Below are 15,627 nucleotides of genomic sequence, written 5' to 3'. Positions count from 1 at the left end.
TCTATCTCCCTTTCTTAATTAACAACGGCAGGCTGCGAAAGAACATACCTGCAAAAAATAAATTCCATGTCTTCAGCAATGCTTTCAACGAGAACCAAGCTGTTTTATTATAGCCGTTATAAAACAGGCTTTTCAAACTAAACCTCAAACGTTCATCAAATACAGAACGATAAGGCTTCCGCTTATCGTAATTGTAGTAGTAAACAAGAAATCTTGTCCTAAACCTGTTTATGCCTTTCTTGTTGCTTAGTGAATTTTCCATGATGCGGTACTGCATGGTAACATCATCATGATATAAGAAACGAAACTGTTTGGACGCTCTTATCCAAAAATCAAAATCATCAATGGAAAGATTTTCATTATAACCGTTTAACGTTTGCAGAACTTCTGTACGCATCAACGCTGTTGGTGTAGAGATGAAACATGTCTTGATCAGTTCCTCGTAGACCACACCATTGCGTGGTATGTTGTAATTGTTCTTTTCAAAATGGGTAGCATCTTCTATTGTACCATCTTCACGCATCCGGTACATGTCAGAATAAACGATATCAATGGTTGGATCTGCTTCTAAGATCGCCACCTGCTTCTCGATCTTGCTTGGCAGCATGATGTCTTCGCAACCAAGGAACTGGTAGTACTTTCCTTTTACATGTTCCCGTGCAGAGTTCAGGTTCTTCGTCAGTCCAAGATTAACCGGGTGATTGATGAAAGTAGCTGTTGGCCAATGCTCCTGTATCCAATGCCTGATGATGTTCTTAGTTCCATCTGTAGAACCATCATCTGCTATGATCAATTGTATGTTCGAATAGGTTTGCGCTTTGACACTATCAAGAGCATCTGCAACAAACGCCTCCTGGTTATACGATATGGCTACTATGGTAACGAGTGGCTGCATTATTTGGCTAACACTACTCTTGGTGATGAATTATTTTGCTGCGCATACTGGCGTACCAGCCAAACAAGTCCTTTCAGGTAATCCTTTGTACAAGCAAGTAGATTAGGCTTTTGATCAAGTAAACTGAAGTAGCCATTATAGAACCTCACCAGCTGCCATAGGTTTAGGTTGTACTTAAAAAGCGAGGCCATATTCCTGCGTAACAACCTCCAGTCGCTGTTGTAAGTGAAGAAATTATTGTCTGCACTAGCTAAAGTAGCTGGTAGCCTGCTCTTCCATTTCTTATGTACAGCAAGCATTGCCTCCATCCACTTGATATTATCGTTGCCAGTGGACTGATGATCGATCAGTACATCATAAACGATAGCCAGCTTGTATTCCTGGCTAACCTGCATTGAGTAGTCCAGGTCATAACCATGAAATCCGGTAAGTGCTTCATCAAACCGATACTGATCGAACACTTGTTTTTTAGTAGCAAGAAAAACACCATCGATCGACACTACCTCGCTACGTAGCTCGTTATGCGGGTTGTATAGAAGATGATCGCCAGCCTGGATGATGTTCATTCGCCTGACATCTTTGGAGTTGCTTTCAAACTGCCACCATCCACTGGCCATCCTCGATTTGTAGATACCTCCGGCTACGCCAAGCAAGCCTATGTTATCATCAGCATTGAAATGATCGATGATCTTCTGCCCCCAACCTTCAGTCATGAAGGCTATGTCTTCATGAGCAAAACACAGGTAGGAAAATTTTGCTTTATCAGCACCTGCATTGTAAGCAGCACATAAACTGTAGCGTCTGGTGGAGTTGTCAACACGCACTACCTCATGTGGCAGTCCTATCGTAGCTGCCACGTTGGCCGCCAAGGCCTCAAATGCTTCTTTAGAGCGTGAACAAACGATTACAGAGATCAATCTACTACAGTTTGTTGTTTTATAGCAGGCGAACTGGTAACAAGCTGCGGCTGTAACACCGGCAAGAGGTTGTCGATCACTTCATTTACTTCAAGTTCTTGTAAAGAGCCATGTTTGGTGTAGATGATATAAGACGGATCAGCGTATTTACCTGCGAAAGGATTGTAGTAGTTGAAGTGGAACTTGCCGGTAACATAATGTCCCATAAGCACACGTCCTTCAACTCCTAATGCGTTTGCCATATGAGCAAAGCCGCTATCTACTCCAATGAAAAAAGCGGACGTCTTTATGAGCTGTCCTATCTGCGCCAATGAACGCTTGCCGGTAAAATCAATAAAGCCAGGACTTCGCGTTTCGATCTGCCTGTTCAAACCTACCTCTACTACATAAAAGCCAAGTGCAGAAAGTTCGAGGCATAGCTGTGTCCATTTAGCAGGCTGCCAATCTTTATGCGGATTGTTAGACTGCGTATGAACGACAATGTAAGGCTTGGTGGGAAAGGGCGGCATTTGATCTTCATCCAAATAAAGAACAGGCGCTTCATTTAGTTCAGGCAATCCTGCCGAACGAGTAAAAGCTTGTAACAGGCTGTTCGATGTAAAGTATTCGTGGTGGCGCGAAGTGTTCTTGTGCTTTAATTTGAAGCCATACTTCTTGCATCGCCTGCTGTCAATATGGAGGTCTACTAGCTGGTCTACCAGCTTCATTGTGCTCTTGAGAATATTTTGCAGGAACACCCACTCGCTATAAGACTGTAAACGCAAGACTGTATCCACTGCAGGATGCTTTTCTACCAGCTCTGCATAACTTGTATTGATAGCCCAGGTGAGGTGTATCTTCTTTGATTGCTTCAGATGACGAATGACAGGCTCGCAGGCGATGATATCGCCAATGTGTTCGTACAGCGAAACCACGACAATCTTTTTACCCGTGACAGCACATGCTATTCTTATACAAGCCAGCTTCATCAGCGACACCAGCACATGCCAATAAAGTGAACGTAGCTCCCAATGCACTTTCATACTACCTGTAACTCTAGATAACACTCTTCTTCTTTTTTGCAAATGCCGCCTCGGCCAGCTGAACCGCATCGATCGCGTCATCATTCAATGCTACCACATCATAATGCCAATCATCATCATGCTTGTTATTGAAACAAAGCTGGGAGAGTGACGAAAGCGCTGCATGGTCAACATGGTTCATGAAGTGGCTGAACTGTCCGTACTTGGTGAAAAAGACAAACTTGTTGTAACCTGAACTGGCAAGTATATCGAATGCTTCGTGGGTTTGATTGCCTGTCTTGCTTACCAGTATCGGGTGCCATTCGAAAATCACTGCTGGCTTGTGCTGGCTAAGTATATTCTTAGCACCCAGTAGTACTTTACCATCAAAGCCATCTGTATCGATCTTTAGTAGATCTACCTGTGGCATGCCTGTTTGTTCTACCAGCTCATCAAGCGATATAGCTTCCACCTCGCTATCACCTTGTGCGCTTGCCGTACCTGCGTGCAGCCTTACCAGGCTCTTCTCCATGCGACTCTCCGAGCTCAACAGCGTGTTCACTGACTGCACGAAAGGAAACTGCTGCATGTTTTTCTCGAGGTAAGAGAAGAAGTCCTTGTCACCATCTACGCATAGTATCTTTTCAAAAGCACCAGGCATATTTCCTTGTAGGAAGAACACGGTATCACCAATCGCGGCACCTACGTCAATCACATAGATGGGACGTTGTTTAGCCTGGTGAACCTGGTGCGCCAACTGCAACAGTGGGTTATTGAATTGACCATTGGTCCGCGCCACCAACGGATAGCTAAAGCCGGTGTTAACAACCGCAGGAAATCCGTGCAGCGTAGTAGCAACAGGCTTCTGCACATTAGCTAATATGATCTGCTTCCATGCTTTCTTCCATTGCTTGCGTAGTGATTTTCTGGAATAAACACGCACTAACAGATCGTACATCGCCGAACGAAAACGATCATTTTTACCAGCGAAAGAAGCAAGAAAATTATACATGATCTCCAACAGTTTCCATGGCACCTGTAACCACATTTACTACAGGCATATCCTTGATCAATTCTTTTCTTTTGAAGCCACTAACAAACGTAAGTCTACCTTCTGCATCTCTTGAAGAACGAAATTTAGAATCAACAAAAGACGAAGCAGACGTATGAACCTTTAGCTGGCCTACTTTATCGTTACGCACAAAAAACGCATTGCTGCCGTTCGTGTTAGAACCAACATAGCTATAACCTTTTTGTGTGGCAAGATGTATCATCGCCGGTAAAGAAGCACCAAAGTGAAGATGACTATAGTGGGCATCCTTTAAATAAAAATCCGGTTCATAAGGGATAGAAATTGCGCGTTGGTTACCAAACACGCTATTGTATTCGCAGACAACAATAACAGGATTTACAACATCGATGGCATTCCATATCCAGTAGTCGTTACCGTCTACATCCACGCTCAGTAAGCCGATCTCGCCATTGAAGCCGTGCTCGCTAATGATGCTGTTGATGTTTTCAGCAGTGATGAATTTCGCAGCAGCATATAGATCGAAGCGGATATAGAATTCATCCGATTTTATCTGTTCTACATTTTTATCAGAGCCATCAATTACCAAGCCTGACCAATTGTTGTTGGTTAAAAGGAATCTCGTATTAGCCTCGCGGTAATTCTCTACACCAAACTCAACGAAGGTTGGTGGCATTCCTTGTATATTATTAACCAGGTATTGGATGATGCCATCTTCACCTGCCTGGGAATACACTTTGAATTCAACCTCTTTCAGATCGTCGACAATACCGAGCGAACGAATATGTGCTACCTGTTGCTTTGCCACCAGTTCCTTCACAACATTCACCTCGCGCTGCACAGCAGCTATCTGTTTACCAACAGTATGAAATTGCCTGTAGTTACCAAAGAACCTTCTGAACTTGCTTCTTACTTTGTACAACATTATGCCTTGATTGAATAGCGGGGGTATACAACGCCGTAATCCACTCCTTCATAATCGGAGAACCTGCTACCAGAGTCTACGATATTGAACTTGCAAACATCGTCGAGGAGGTGAAACTGCTGCATGTGCGGGATATGTATAGCCGCCAACAATGAATAACTGCCGGGTGTAAGAAAATCAGCATCGATCTGGAGCTGAAACTCGTTGCGTCCCTGCCTGTATGAATTGCTTAGAACCGAAAGCGGCTCGTGGATGGTGAAGATGCGGTTCTTGCGATGATCTAGAACACTGAAGGCTACTTCGACAGCGTTGGACGGTGAAGCGGGTGCTACGAAACTACCACCGATGTAGATGGGATCGCTTGTACCCAACGTAGAAGCGAGCTCACCTCCCCTGTTCCTGATCTGTACATTCTCGAAGTAGTAACTACGCTTTGCTTTATCAACTTGCGAGATGGTATATTCCGATGATGTATTGGTGTTGATGGAGCCGAGGTAGTTCTTGATGACCGTGTTGGTATCGCCATATTCTACCAGCTTACCGTTCATCAGCATCATTGCTTTGGTGCAGAGTTGAGCCACACTTCCGAGCTGATGGCTAACGAAAAGTACAGTGCGACCATTATTTACACTCACATCTTTCATCTTACCCAAACACTTCTTCTGAAATTCTGCATCACCTACTGCCAACACTTCGTCAACAATCAATATCTCTGGTTCAAGATGTGCTGCAACTGCAAACGCCAAGCGTACATACATGCCACTGCTATAGCGTTTAACAGGTGTATCTATATATCGCTCTACGCCAGCAAAATCAACTATTTCATCAAACTTTTTACTGATCTCGTTTCGTGTCATGCCAAGGATAGCGCCGTTCAGGTAAATGTTGTCACGACCAGATAATTCAGGATGAAAACCTGTACCCACTTCAAGTAAAGACGCCACACGACCAGCCAATTTTACATTGCCTAAAGTAGGTGCAGTTACTTTTGATAATATCTTTAGAAGAGTAGATTTACCAGCACCATTGCGACCAATGATCCCCAGCACCTCTCCTTCCTTTACTTCAAAATTGATATCGCGCAAGCTCCATACATAGTCGCTGCTGCCCTTCACAGCGCGATCATTCTCTTGCCCTATTTTCAGGTATGGATCTTCTTTGCCACGCACCGTATGCCACCACCGATTGATGTCGTGGCTAAGGGAACTCCTGCCCACTTTTCCAAGCCGGTACTGTTTCGACAGATCTTCTACCTGTATAACTACACTCATGCTACACCGTGTCCATAAAGGACCGTTCTACTTTATTGAATAATATGATCCCGATAAGCACAGCAACTACAGCAAAGCCAATACTGTACGTGGCTAATCCAACGTCAACAGTGCCTGTTCCGAATATGCTATACCTAAAGCCTTCAACCAATGATGATAAAGGATTGAACAACATCAGCCCGCGATATTTCGACTCCATCGCATACGATAAAGGGTAAGCAACAGGTGTGATGTACATCAGCAATTGAACACCAAATTGAATGAGGACAGCCACATCGCGGTATTTGGTCGTAACAGACGATATGATGATACCCATTCCAAGACCGAGCATAGCCATCACAACTGCAATAGCAGGCATCAGCAATAAATGAGGGCCAAAAGAAAATACAATTTCTCCTTTAAGAAGATAATAAGCATAAACAATGATGAGCAAGCCAAGCTGAATACCAAACTTCACCATGTTCGACATTACGATGCTCAATGGTAGAACAAGTCTAGGAAAATATACTTTGCCAAAAATGCCTGCATTGGCAACAAATGTATTGCTGGTGCTGGTAAGGCAGGCAGCGAAATAGTTCCAGATGGTAAGACTGCTCATGTAAAACAAGATAGCAGGTATACCATCAGTAGGAATTTTAGCAAGGTTGTTGAAGATAACAAGGAAGATAAGCGTGGTAAATACTGGCTGTATCACATGCCATAGCGGCCCCAGTATCGTCTGCCTGTATTGTGCTTTGAAATCACGTTTTACAAAAAGAAAAAGCAGGTCGCGGTAGCGCCAAACTTCTTTCAACTTCAGATCGAGCAGCTTGCTTTTAGGCGTAAGTATTTCTGTCCACTTTGGTTGTGGCTTCTCCTCTTGCATTTCTATCTTTTCCAGCTGTACCTTTTCCTGCGTAAGATCAATCATAAGTTTCGTTGACTATAGCTGATTGATCAGCGAACAATTTTTGTTTTGAAGTTTTCCAAATGGCTGCCGATTGCATGATCTCAAGAAAAAGAACATCACTGTTACCAGCGCCAAATAATGATGTTGGTTGCACCTGCACTGATAAAGCTTTTTGTACTCCCTCCAATATTTCTTCTTTACTATACCCGGTATGAATGATCTGCCGGTTGCGCGTTCTTCCATTTTGCCTGCTACCAACATTTACAGTTGGAATACCATAATAAGGTGCTTCGCGTATACCGGCACTTGAGTTACCAATGATAAATTGTGCATGCTTCATCATTACAAGGAAAGCTTCGAAACGCACAGAAGGGAACAAGCGGAATTTGCTGTTCAACTGTAGGCGCTTCAGCTTGTTGAAAATGAAGGCAGCGCCTTTATCATTATTTGGATAGATAACAATATAATTCAGCCCCGTCTCTTCCAATGCATCTACATATTGTTCTGCATATACATCCATTTCCTCCACTTCCGTTGTTACCGGGTGAAACATAGAGATGCTAAACTTTGAAAAAGGTATCTCGTAAGCTGCAGCAACATCTTCAATGGAAGGCAATTGATCGCTCAGCATTACATCCATATCCGGAGAACCAATGATGTATACATTCTCTTCACGCTCTCCCATTTGCACCAGCCGCTTCTTTGCTTCATCATTTGCTACAAAATGCAAATGGCTGAGTTTAGAAACTGCATGCCGGATCAGTTCATCTACAGTACCGGATACTTCACCGCCTTCTATATGTGCAACCAGTATATTGTTCAATGCACCAACAGTTGATCCAGCCAGCGCTTCAGAGCGATCGCCATGAACTACAATTAGATCAGGCTTTATAAGATGTACATAGTTGGCAAAACCTTCAATGGTGCGTGAAAGCGTTATGTCCATTGATGAGCCGCCATCGTGATTGATGTATTTGAAGATGTTTTGGTAGCCGCACTTTTCAATTTCGCGTACAGTAAAACCATATTGCTGGTCCATGTGCATGCCAGTAGCAAATATGTGAACTTCAAATTCCGGCTGCTCGTTTAATATATTTATGAGCGATTTCAGCTTCCCGAAATCCGCACGTGTACCCGTTAAAAAAACGATCTTCTTTTTCAATATCATGCTTTAGTTGCTGATGTCCTCCCAGTTCACTTGTACGTCGGGCTCTATATCTCTTGCTGCTGTTTTACCAATGATGGTATTATATTCTTCTGCCAGTATGCCTCCCTTACCCGGACGTTTTACCCAAATGTTCTGGTGATTAAATATGTCACCTTTCCTGATGGGTTGAATAGAGCAAACGGTTGCAAATGCAAAGTCAATAGTAACCTGTTCTTCCGCTGCAGGGCCTTTTGTACCACCACGTTGCTGCGCCATGATCTTGCTGCCTTCTATGAGTTCTTTACAAGCCTGCACATCCATTGAACAAACAATGTCCGGCCCTGGCCTGTCCATGTTATCAGTAAAATGTCTTTCTAAAATAGATGCACCCAATGCCACAGCACCCAAACATGCATGATTGGTAAGTGTATGATCACTCAACCCAACTACAGCGCTAGGGAAAGCTTGTTGCAGTTCCACCATTGCACCTAAACGAACAAGATGATTGGGTGTGGGATATAAGTTAGTGGTATGAAGCAAAGCATACGGCACGCCATGTTTCTCAAAAATGGCTACAGCCTTCTGAACACTTGCTATCGTATTCATACCTGTACTTAAAATAATAGGCTTACCGAATGAAGCTATATGCTCGAGCAATGGATAGTTGTTGCATTCGCCGGATCCGATTTTATAAGCAGGAACATCCCATTTGTGTAAACGATCAGCAGCCGCACGGCTGAATGGTGTGCTAATGAAGATCATCCCTTGCTCCTCTACATACTGCTTCAGCGCATATTCATCTGCTTCATTCAATGAGCAGCGGCGCATGATTTCGTAGATGCTTACGTCTGCATTCCCGGGAATAGTATTCTTGGCAGCACTGCTCATTTCGTCCTCTACTATATGCGTCTGGTGCTTTACCACTTCCACACCCGCAGCTTTAGCCGCATCCACCATTTGCTTCGCTACTTCCAAAGAACCTTCATGATTGATGCCTATCTCCGCTATCACCAAAGGAGGAAAGTCGTAACCGATTTTGCGGCCGGATATTGAGAAACTGTTATTCATTCTATTGTAAAATGCAAAATGAAAAATGTAAAAGGAAAGCTCAGGAAGTGCCCTGTTACATTTGGCATTTTTAATTTTTAATTTTCTTATTTACCACGCTGTCCATCCCCCATCAATTATCAAGTTATGCCCAACAACATGGCTGCTTGCATCGCTGGCTAAATACACAATACCTCCACGGAGTTCAGTTTTGTCACTCATTCTTCCTATAGGGTTCAGTTGCTGGAAGCGCTCAAGGAACAGGCCTTTGTGCTCGTTGAAGATGCCGCCTGGCGTAAGCGCATTTACACGTACGCCTTTCTCTGCCCATAGTGTAGCCAAATATTTTGTAAGTGCTACAACTCCATGTTTACTTACACTATAAGCCACTGGTTGTGATATACCTGTACCCGGATAGATGCGATGATTTGGACTAACCACACCGTATAAAGAAGCGATGTTGATAATAGAACCTTTGCCGTTTTCAACCATGTGCTTGCCCACCACCTGGCAACCTAAGAAGGCACCGGTAAGGTTTACATTCATTATTGCGTTCCAATCTTCCAGAGGAAAATTTTCAAATGACGCATCAAAGTTGGCTGACTTGCTTTGGTTCGTAAAACCTGCATTGTTGATCAAAATATCAACCTTTCCATGTTCTGCTACTACATCAGCCAGTAGTTTTTCCCAGCTCTCTCTCTTTGTTACATCGCAATATTTGGCAGCTACAGTAACTCCTTCCTTTTCTAAATTAGCTGCGGCCTCATTACATTTTTCCTCATTGAAATCAGCCAATATAACGGAAGCGCCATGCGCATGTAATGCTAGAGCATGTTCAGATGCCAGCAAGCCTGCGCCGCCCGTTACTATTGCTACCTTGCCTGTAAGATCAAATAAGTTCAGCTGGTTCATTTCTTCGTGCCATTAAAAATTCTACTATTTCAAAATCAATTGCTGTATCTATATCTATTGCTCTTTCTCTCGGTATGGGATGTATCTTACATTTGGCTTTGCTCCAATGTTCGTATGCATACAATGCTGATCGTTTTATAACATAGGCAGCAGGTGTAAGACTATAAACTGCCGGTGCATCCTGCCGACGTACAATGGGGCGCTCAGTTTGTTTCACTATTGCAGCATAACCATCTTCCTTCACCTCCATCATATTGAAATATGGATTGCGCTCAGGCTCGTACCCTGTTATCACTACGTCAACTGCTTGATCATTGAGGGCAGCCTGTATAGCACCATCAATATCGGCAGCAGTTTTAAGCGGAACGGTAACATCCAGGTCCACTAAATATTCAACCGAATTTCCGGTAAGTTTTTCATAAGTCTCCACAGCATGAATGAACACCGGCCATTTAGATGCAGTATCACTGGCAAGATCAGCAGGACGCATGAAGGGCACCTTTGCTCCATATTCTTTCGCTACTGATGCTATCAGTTCATCATCGGTTGAAATGATGAGATCATCAATAAGAGATGATTGCTTGGCAGCTTCAATGGTATATGCTATGAGCGGCTTACCCGCAAGTGCTTTTATATTTTTTCCCGGAACACCTTTAGAACCACCACGACAACAGATAGTTGCTAATATCATTTTACGAACTGTTCGGTTTTGAAGGTGTTTGGATTTACAAACGAATTATGTTCTGCGGAATATTTAGCCGCAACCACCCAACGCAAGCTTTCCAATCCTTCAGCAAGGCTGGTAAGGCGAGGATCTTCTGCACCTGACAGGAAAGATTGCATACTTTCGATGAATCGATCGTTGCGGTTGAAGCCCACATATTCAAACTGCGTTTCTTGTTTGTTCTTATTTATCCACGACACACGGCAGTTTGAAAGATCCCAAAAGATGCTTCCATTGTGGCCGGTGATCATGCAGTTCCTAATCATTTTCTGTTGCAGGTAATCAAGATGTATGGTTCCAATGGCGCCATTAGAAAAACGAATAAGCACTTCGCACACATCCTCTGTTTCTATTTCCAACGCGCCTGAATTTGTATACTGGCAGCAGATATTTTCAGCTGGGCCGAAAAGCCAATAGAGATAATCAAATTCGTGAACAAGGTCAAGCATTACACCTCCACCCGTTTCTTTTTTTGCACTCATGCCTTCACGATAATCCTGCTGCGGCCGCCAGTCAGGAAGGTACTGACCTACCTGTGCATTTACAGATACAATTTTTCCAATCACATTCTGATCTAGCAGCTCCTTTACTTTTTGCATGCCCGGATCGAAATGAAGATCATAGCCTACAACAATATTATTGGTATACGAAGTAGCCAGCCTCACCAGTTCATCCAAACCTTCCAGGTTGTGGCTAACTGGTTTTTCTATATAAATATTTGGAACCTGCGCCCTGAGTAAAGGAAACAGCGACGCAAGATGTAAAGCTGTAGGGGAACAAATGATGGCAGCATCAAAGGAGCGTGCTTGCAGTGCATCGTCTACGGATGCATAGCACGTAAGCCTGGAGAATGAATCGGGTAAAACGCCTGCCCGGCTTACTACTGATACATCAGTATAACCAAGATGAAGCAGGTTGGTAAGATGCCGCTGGCCTATAGAACCAAGGCCTATTAAAAGTATTTTCAAAAACGGAAATGGATTTATCTTCTACAACTAAAGGGGAGTAAGATAGTCGATCGGGAACTCCACGATCATTACCTGTTCAAGGCTTTCAAGTTTTACATAAACCTTTTTCTTACCGCCTTTTACAACCGTTCCAGTGGTATCCATAAAGACACCATGGTTCACTTTTATCCTTGTATTTTCATCTAAAGAGCCAAGCGACTGAATAGAAATGCTGGCATCTTTTTCTGATAGATATTTCTGTATTACTTCTACTTCTTCATCGCGAATGATGGCAGGCTTTCCTAAGTAATAGACAAAGTTCAGGATGCCATCAGTCATCAGCACGTTCGTCTTCTCACCTTCCAGTATATGCACAAAAACATAAGACTTAAATAAAGGCTCTTCAACAATCTTTTTCCTGTCGCTCCACTGCTTCTGTATCTTTTGAAGCGGGCACCAAACTTCTACGCCTTTGCGCTCTAAAACAGTTGTTACTTTCTTCTCCCACCTCGGTTTAGTGTAAAGTGCATACCACTTTTTCTGAACTTTTTTTCCCTCTTCCATTTTATCTTAGTTTATACAGCTTCGCCACCTCACTCCCATTGCAGTTGTTTTGGAATGAAATAACAAAATAAGCCATATCCTATCTATTAGTCTTTTCGGCTAAAGTTGCCCATAAGGTTTCCTAAGAAACCCTTCTTTTTCTCCTGTACATAATAGCCATAACCGTAACCATATCCATAGCCATAACCGTAGCCATAGCCATATCCATAGCCGAACGAAGATTCATCTTTGATGCCATTCACGATTAATGAAAGGCTCTTAAATTTCTTATCTCTATTAAGCTTTTCAACATAAGGTATCACCAGCTTATTGCTGAACTTATGCCTGATGATGAACATGGTCATATCAGCATATTTCTCCAGCAATAATGCATCTGTAACCAATCCTACCGGAGCCGTATCAATTATAATTGTATCAAAATTTTCCTGCAGGTATTCAAACAACTTGGTTGTCTTTGGACTTAACAGTAACTCCGCCGGGTTAGGTGGAATAGGTCCTGAACTGATCACGTAGATATTGTCATTGTTAGGCACCTTTTGAATAATGCTTTCAACCGGTATATCCTTGATGATATAATTAGATATTCCCAGCTCTCCCGGTACATTCAGGTACTTGCTGAGTTTTGGCTTACGCAGGTCAAATTCAAGAATGATGGTCTTAGCACCTGTGATACCCATGCTACTTGCCAGGTTCAGCGATACAAAACTTTTTCCTTCACCACTCATAAACGAAGAGACCAATATTGTTTTCACCGGCCTTTCCGCACCCATGTACTGGATATTGGTACGAATAAGACGGAATTGTTCAGAGATAGGGCTGCGGCTCTTAGTATCGATCACTATCTTCTTACTATTCTTCTCGTAGGTCAATTCACCCAAAATAGGAACAGTTGTACCTTCTTCTATCTCTTTACGATCATTGATCTTATTGTTGAAGAAGTCGCGCAATACGATGATTAGTGTAGGCACAGCAAGCCCGATCAATAGTGCCAGGATCTGGATGTTAGATGCAATAGGTTTGATAGGACCGGTATTATAGGCGCTGTCAATGATACGCGTATTGTTGATGTTGGATGCAAGCGAAAGCTCTGTCTCTTCCCTCTTTTGAAGCAGGTAGTTGTACAGGTTTTCTTTCAGGTTGATCTGGCGGCTAATATTGATAAGCTCCCTTTCTTTAGCAGGAAGGCTGGCAATTTTTCCTTCAATCTGGCTGTAGTTGCTGGATATCTGGTTGAGCGTTGTTTTATAACCACTTTTCAAAACTGCAATATTGCGCAACAGGTTCTGCTTGATGTCGGCTAACTGCGAGTTGAATTGCTTGATACCCGGATCGTCATCAGTGCTTTTTAAAGCAACACGCTGCTTCTCAAGCACCAGTTGGTTGTGTGTAGAAATCAAAGCCATTAAGGATGCTTCTGTTATACCTAAACCTGAAGGAAGCAACTCATTTGAACCTTTCTGGTTTACCAGGTAATTTTCCAGCGTTTCCAATACTTTCAACTGGGTATACTGGTCCGACTTCTGGTTATCAACAGCAAGCGCCTGCGAAAGGAACATACCAGCCTGGCCCGATACGTCACTTATCTTATTAGTAGATTTGAAGCGTTGCGCCAATATTTCTACTGTATTCAGTTCCTGCTGAACAGTGTCAATTCTTTCGTTCAGGAATTTAATGGTACGGCGTCCGGCTATGTTCTTATCATCAAGACCTGCAACGTCGTACACTTCCATCAGCTTGTTTACAATAGCAATGGCACGTTCAGGAATTTCATCCAGCATGGATATTTCAATAATACCGCTCTGGTCGTGTGTTGGTCTTACATCCAATGTGCTTTTAAAAGATTTTGCAACACTAACCTTATCCCTGTAAGTAAGGGTGTAGCCTTTAGGATCTATCTTGACATCGGGATTGCGGTACACGATCAGGTGCCCAAAATCTGTTTCGAACTCCTGCCCGTAAGGATGCGTTTCATTCGTTCCTTCGCCAGTAAGTGTAAAATGGCGTTCAGTTAAAAGTATCTTCAGCGTTACCGGCCTTGGGTTCTTTTTCTCATGAACCAGTTTGAATGTAACAGGCGATTGTTCACCAAAAATGGGTGCTGCGGTCACACGGCCTTCGCGGTATAAGTTGATGTTCAGGTTGAGTGAATCAACCACGCGGCTCATCAGGGAGAAAGACTTAATGATGTTCATTTCATTCTGAACATCTTTATTGCCCATCACCAGTCCCATTTCTTTCAAAGTCTTATACTCCGAGTTACCATCATCCTGGCTTTTGATAAGAAGGAAAGCAGAAATTTTATAAACAGGTAATGTATAGCGCAAATAGATCCTGGCGATGAAGATGGAGATGGCCAAACTAAGTATGAACCAGGGAAGTAAGCCAACTATTTTGTAAACGAATTTCTTAACGTCAAACTGGTTGGCGTTTGAAATTGCGTATTCGTTTTCTGAAGTATTAACCGGGTAACTCATTTAAATAATGGATTGAAATGCAGCTGCTTCAAACAGCAAACTTATCTGAAAATTGTTAAACCGACAGCTATTATACTTACCAGCGTAGCCACTATAGAACCTATACGTGTCGCCTGTTCTATCTGTCCTTTGTTCTTTTCTGGTTCTACATATATCACATCGTTGCGCTGCAGGTAATAATAAGGAGAAGTAAGTACACCTTTATCATTGAAATCAATAATACCTATATGCCTTACACCACTACTGTCTCTTATGATCCTTACGTTGTTACGGCGGGCAAACTGGGTCATGTCCCTGGCCATACCCATACCTTCTAGTATGGTCACTCTTTCGTGGTTAACGGTATAAGTTCCAGGAGCGGCTACTTCGCCAAGAACTGTAAAACGAAAATCAACAAACCTAACAGTCACAAGCGCATCTTTTAAATACCGTGAAGCTTTTTCAGTCAGGTGTATCCTAAACTGGTCGCGGGTTAAACCAGAGGCTTTCACTCTACCTATTAGTGGAAATTCTACCATCCCATCTGCATCTACTAAATATGAAGTGGCTTGCGCTGAAGCTGTAGTTCCGGTAAAACCATTGATAATGCCTACGGTTACTTCGTTGGCACCTGAGATCCGGATCTCAAGCTTATCATCAGGCATGATGACTGCTTCAGAACGTTTAAGCTCAGGAAGTTGCACAAGAGCAGAGTCTGATAGATTAGTGAAATACTTCAGTTTTCGTGGAGATGTACATGAATACATACCGGACATGATCACCATCATGAAAAAAAGAAAATAGGTATATACGGGCCGGCCGCAGAAGGCTCTTTTGAGACTAATGAACATAAGGGTATGGAAACTTTTCAACCAACAATGATATTGCTTAACTGAAAGAACGCC

Annotated in this window: 15 protein-coding genes; all 15 read right to left on the bottom strand. The window is 42.9% G+C overall.

The window, feature by feature from the left end; genetic code table 11:
- Position 1: 1 nt before the first annotated feature.
- Positions 2 to 895, bottom strand: a complete 894-nt coding sequence (locus J4N22_RS08100; protein WP_207493422.1) for a glycosyltransferase family 2 protein — start codon at positions 893 to 895, stop codon at positions 2 to 4.
- Positions 895 to 1,812 carry a glycosyltransferase gene (locus J4N22_RS08095; RefSeq protein WP_207493421.1) on the bottom strand — a complete coding sequence of 306 codons (918 nt, stop codon included), beginning with the start codon at positions 1,810 to 1,812 and terminating at the stop codon, positions 895 to 897. Before J4N22_RS08095 ends, J4N22_RS08100 begins: the two co-directional genes overlap by 1 nt.
- A complete protein-coding gene (locus tag J4N22_RS08090) occupies positions 1,809 to 2,858 on the bottom strand; it encodes a glycosyltransferase family 9 protein (RefSeq protein WP_207493420.1) in 1,050 nt (349 codons plus the stop codon). Before J4N22_RS08090 ends, J4N22_RS08095 begins: the two co-directional genes overlap by 4 nt.
- Positions 2,848 to 3,825 carry an FkbM family methyltransferase gene (locus tag J4N22_RS08085; protein ID WP_207493419.1) on the bottom strand — a complete coding sequence of 326 codons (978 nt, stop codon included), beginning with the start codon at positions 3,823 to 3,825 and terminating at the stop codon, positions 2,848 to 2,850. The genes J4N22_RS08090 and J4N22_RS08085 overlap by 11 nt, the downstream gene beginning before the upstream one ends.
- Entirely contained in the window at positions 3,818 to 4,768 is a 951-nt protein-coding gene (locus J4N22_RS08080; RefSeq protein WP_242692093.1) for a hypothetical protein, read from the bottom strand. The genes J4N22_RS08085 and J4N22_RS08080 overlap by 8 nt, the downstream gene beginning before the upstream one ends.
- Complete coding sequence (locus tag J4N22_RS08075; RefSeq protein WP_207493418.1) at positions 4,768 to 6,039, bottom strand: ABC transporter ATP-binding protein; 1,272 nt, start codon at positions 6,037 to 6,039, stop codon at positions 4,768 to 4,770. The genes J4N22_RS08080 and J4N22_RS08075 overlap by 1 nt, the downstream gene beginning before the upstream one ends.
- 1 nt (position 6,040) lies before the next feature.
- Complete coding sequence (locus J4N22_RS08070) at positions 6,041 to 6,949, bottom strand: ABC transporter permease (RefSeq protein ID WP_242692092.1); 909 nt, start codon at positions 6,947 to 6,949, stop codon at positions 6,041 to 6,043.
- Positions 6,942 to 8,096 (bottom strand): UDP-N-acetylglucosamine 2-epimerase, encoded by a 1,155-nt coding sequence (neuC, locus tag J4N22_RS08065; RefSeq protein ID WP_207493417.1) that lies wholly within the window; start codon positions 8,094 to 8,096, stop codon positions 6,942 to 6,944. Before neuC ends, J4N22_RS08070 begins: the two co-directional genes overlap by 8 nt.
- Positions 8,097 to 8,099: 3 nt before the next feature.
- Positions 8,100 to 9,143 carry an N-acetylneuraminate synthase family protein gene (locus tag J4N22_RS08060; RefSeq protein ID WP_207493416.1) on the bottom strand — a complete coding sequence of 348 codons (1,044 nt, stop codon included), beginning with the start codon at positions 9,141 to 9,143 and terminating at the stop codon, positions 8,100 to 8,102.
- A gap of 90 nt (positions 9,144 to 9,233) precedes the next feature.
- The gene (locus J4N22_RS08055; RefSeq protein WP_207493415.1) at positions 9,234 to 10,034 is read right to left on the bottom strand and encodes an SDR family oxidoreductase; all 801 of its coding nucleotides are present in this window, start codon (positions 10,032 to 10,034) and stop codon (positions 9,234 to 9,236) included.
- The gene (locus tag J4N22_RS08050) at positions 10,012 to 10,725 is read right to left on the bottom strand and encodes an acylneuraminate cytidylyltransferase family protein (protein WP_207493414.1); all 714 of its coding nucleotides are present in this window, start codon (positions 10,723 to 10,725) and stop codon (positions 10,012 to 10,014) included. The genes J4N22_RS08055 and J4N22_RS08050 overlap by 23 nt, the downstream gene beginning before the upstream one ends.
- Positions 10,722 to 11,726, bottom strand: coding sequence for a Gfo/Idh/MocA family protein (locus tag J4N22_RS08045; protein ID WP_207493413.1), 1,005 nt, complete (start codon positions 11,724 to 11,726; stop codon positions 10,722 to 10,724). The genes J4N22_RS08050 and J4N22_RS08045 overlap by 4 nt, the downstream gene beginning before the upstream one ends.
- A 27-nt stretch (positions 11,727 to 11,753) precedes the next feature.
- Positions 11,754 to 12,269, bottom strand: a complete 516-nt coding sequence (locus J4N22_RS08040) for a UpxY family transcription antiterminator (RefSeq protein ID WP_207493412.1) — start codon at positions 12,267 to 12,269, stop codon at positions 11,754 to 11,756.
- An 86-nt stretch (positions 12,270 to 12,355) separates the two neighbouring features.
- Complete coding sequence (locus tag J4N22_RS08035; protein ID WP_207493411.1) at positions 12,356 to 14,743, bottom strand: GumC family protein; 2,388 nt, start codon at positions 14,741 to 14,743, stop codon at positions 12,356 to 12,358.
- Positions 14,744 to 14,784: 41 nt separating this feature from the next.
- Positions 14,785 to 15,510, bottom strand: a complete 726-nt coding sequence (locus J4N22_RS08030) for a polysaccharide biosynthesis/export family protein (protein ID WP_207493410.1) — start codon at positions 15,508 to 15,510, stop codon at positions 14,785 to 14,787.
- Positions 15,511 to 15,627: the final 117 nt, after the last annotated feature.

Origin of the sequence: Aridibaculum aurantiacum, from assembly GCF_017355875.1 — a bacterium.
GTDB classification, from domain to species: Bacteria; Bacteroidota; Bacteroidia; order Chitinophagales; family Chitinophagaceae; genus Segetibacter; species Segetibacter aurantiacus.
This window is presented reverse-complemented; position numbering and strand designations above follow the sequence as displayed.

What these genes read in the sequence shown, in the direction of transcription:
- J4N22_RS08080 (WP_242692093.1), bottom strand. Translation starts at nt 4,768, where the DNA reads ATGTTGTACAAAGTAAGAAGCAAGTTCAGAAGGTTCTTTGGTAACTAC.
- J4N22_RS08050 (WP_207493414.1), bottom strand. Translation starts at nt 10,725, where the DNA reads ATGATATTAGCAACTATCTGTTGTCGTGGTGGTTCTAAAGGTGTTCCG.
- J4N22_RS08040 (WP_207493412.1), bottom strand. Translation starts at nt 12,269, where the DNA reads ATGGAAGAGGGAAAAAAAGTTCAGAAAAAGTGGTATGCACTTTACACT.
- J4N22_RS08100 (WP_207493422.1), bottom strand. Translation starts at nt 895, where the DNA reads ATGCAGCCACTCGTTACCATAGTAGCCATATCGTATAACCAGGAGGCG.
- J4N22_RS08030 (WP_207493410.1), bottom strand. Translation starts at nt 15,510, where the DNA reads ATGATGGTGATCATGTCCGGTATGTATTCATGTACATCTCCACGAAAA.
- J4N22_RS08070 (WP_242692092.1), bottom strand. Translation starts at nt 6,949, where the DNA reads ATGATTGATCTTACGCAGGAAAAGGTACAGCTGGAAAAGATAGAAATG.
- J4N22_RS08085 (WP_207493419.1), bottom strand. Translation starts at nt 3,825, where the DNA reads ATGTATAATTTTCTTGCTTCTTTCGCTGGTAAAAATGATCGTTTTCGT.
- J4N22_RS08035 (WP_207493411.1), bottom strand. Translation starts at nt 14,743, where the DNA reads ATGAGTTACCCGGTTAATACTTCAGAAAACGAATACGCAATTTCAAAC.
- neuC (WP_207493417.1), bottom strand. Translation starts at nt 8,096, where the DNA reads ATGATATTGAAAAAGAAGATCGTTTTTTTAACGGGTACACGTGCGGAT.
- J4N22_RS08075 (WP_207493418.1), bottom strand. Translation starts at nt 6,039, where the DNA reads ATGAGTGTAGTTATACAGGTAGAAGATCTGTCGAAACAGTACCGGCTT.
- J4N22_RS08055 (WP_207493415.1), bottom strand. Translation starts at nt 10,034, where the DNA reads ATGAACCAGCTGAACTTATTTGATCTTACAGGCAAGGTAGCAATAGTA.
- J4N22_RS08060 (WP_207493416.1), bottom strand. Translation starts at nt 9,143, where the DNA reads ATGAATAACAGTTTCTCAATATCCGGCCGCAAAATCGGTTACGACTTT.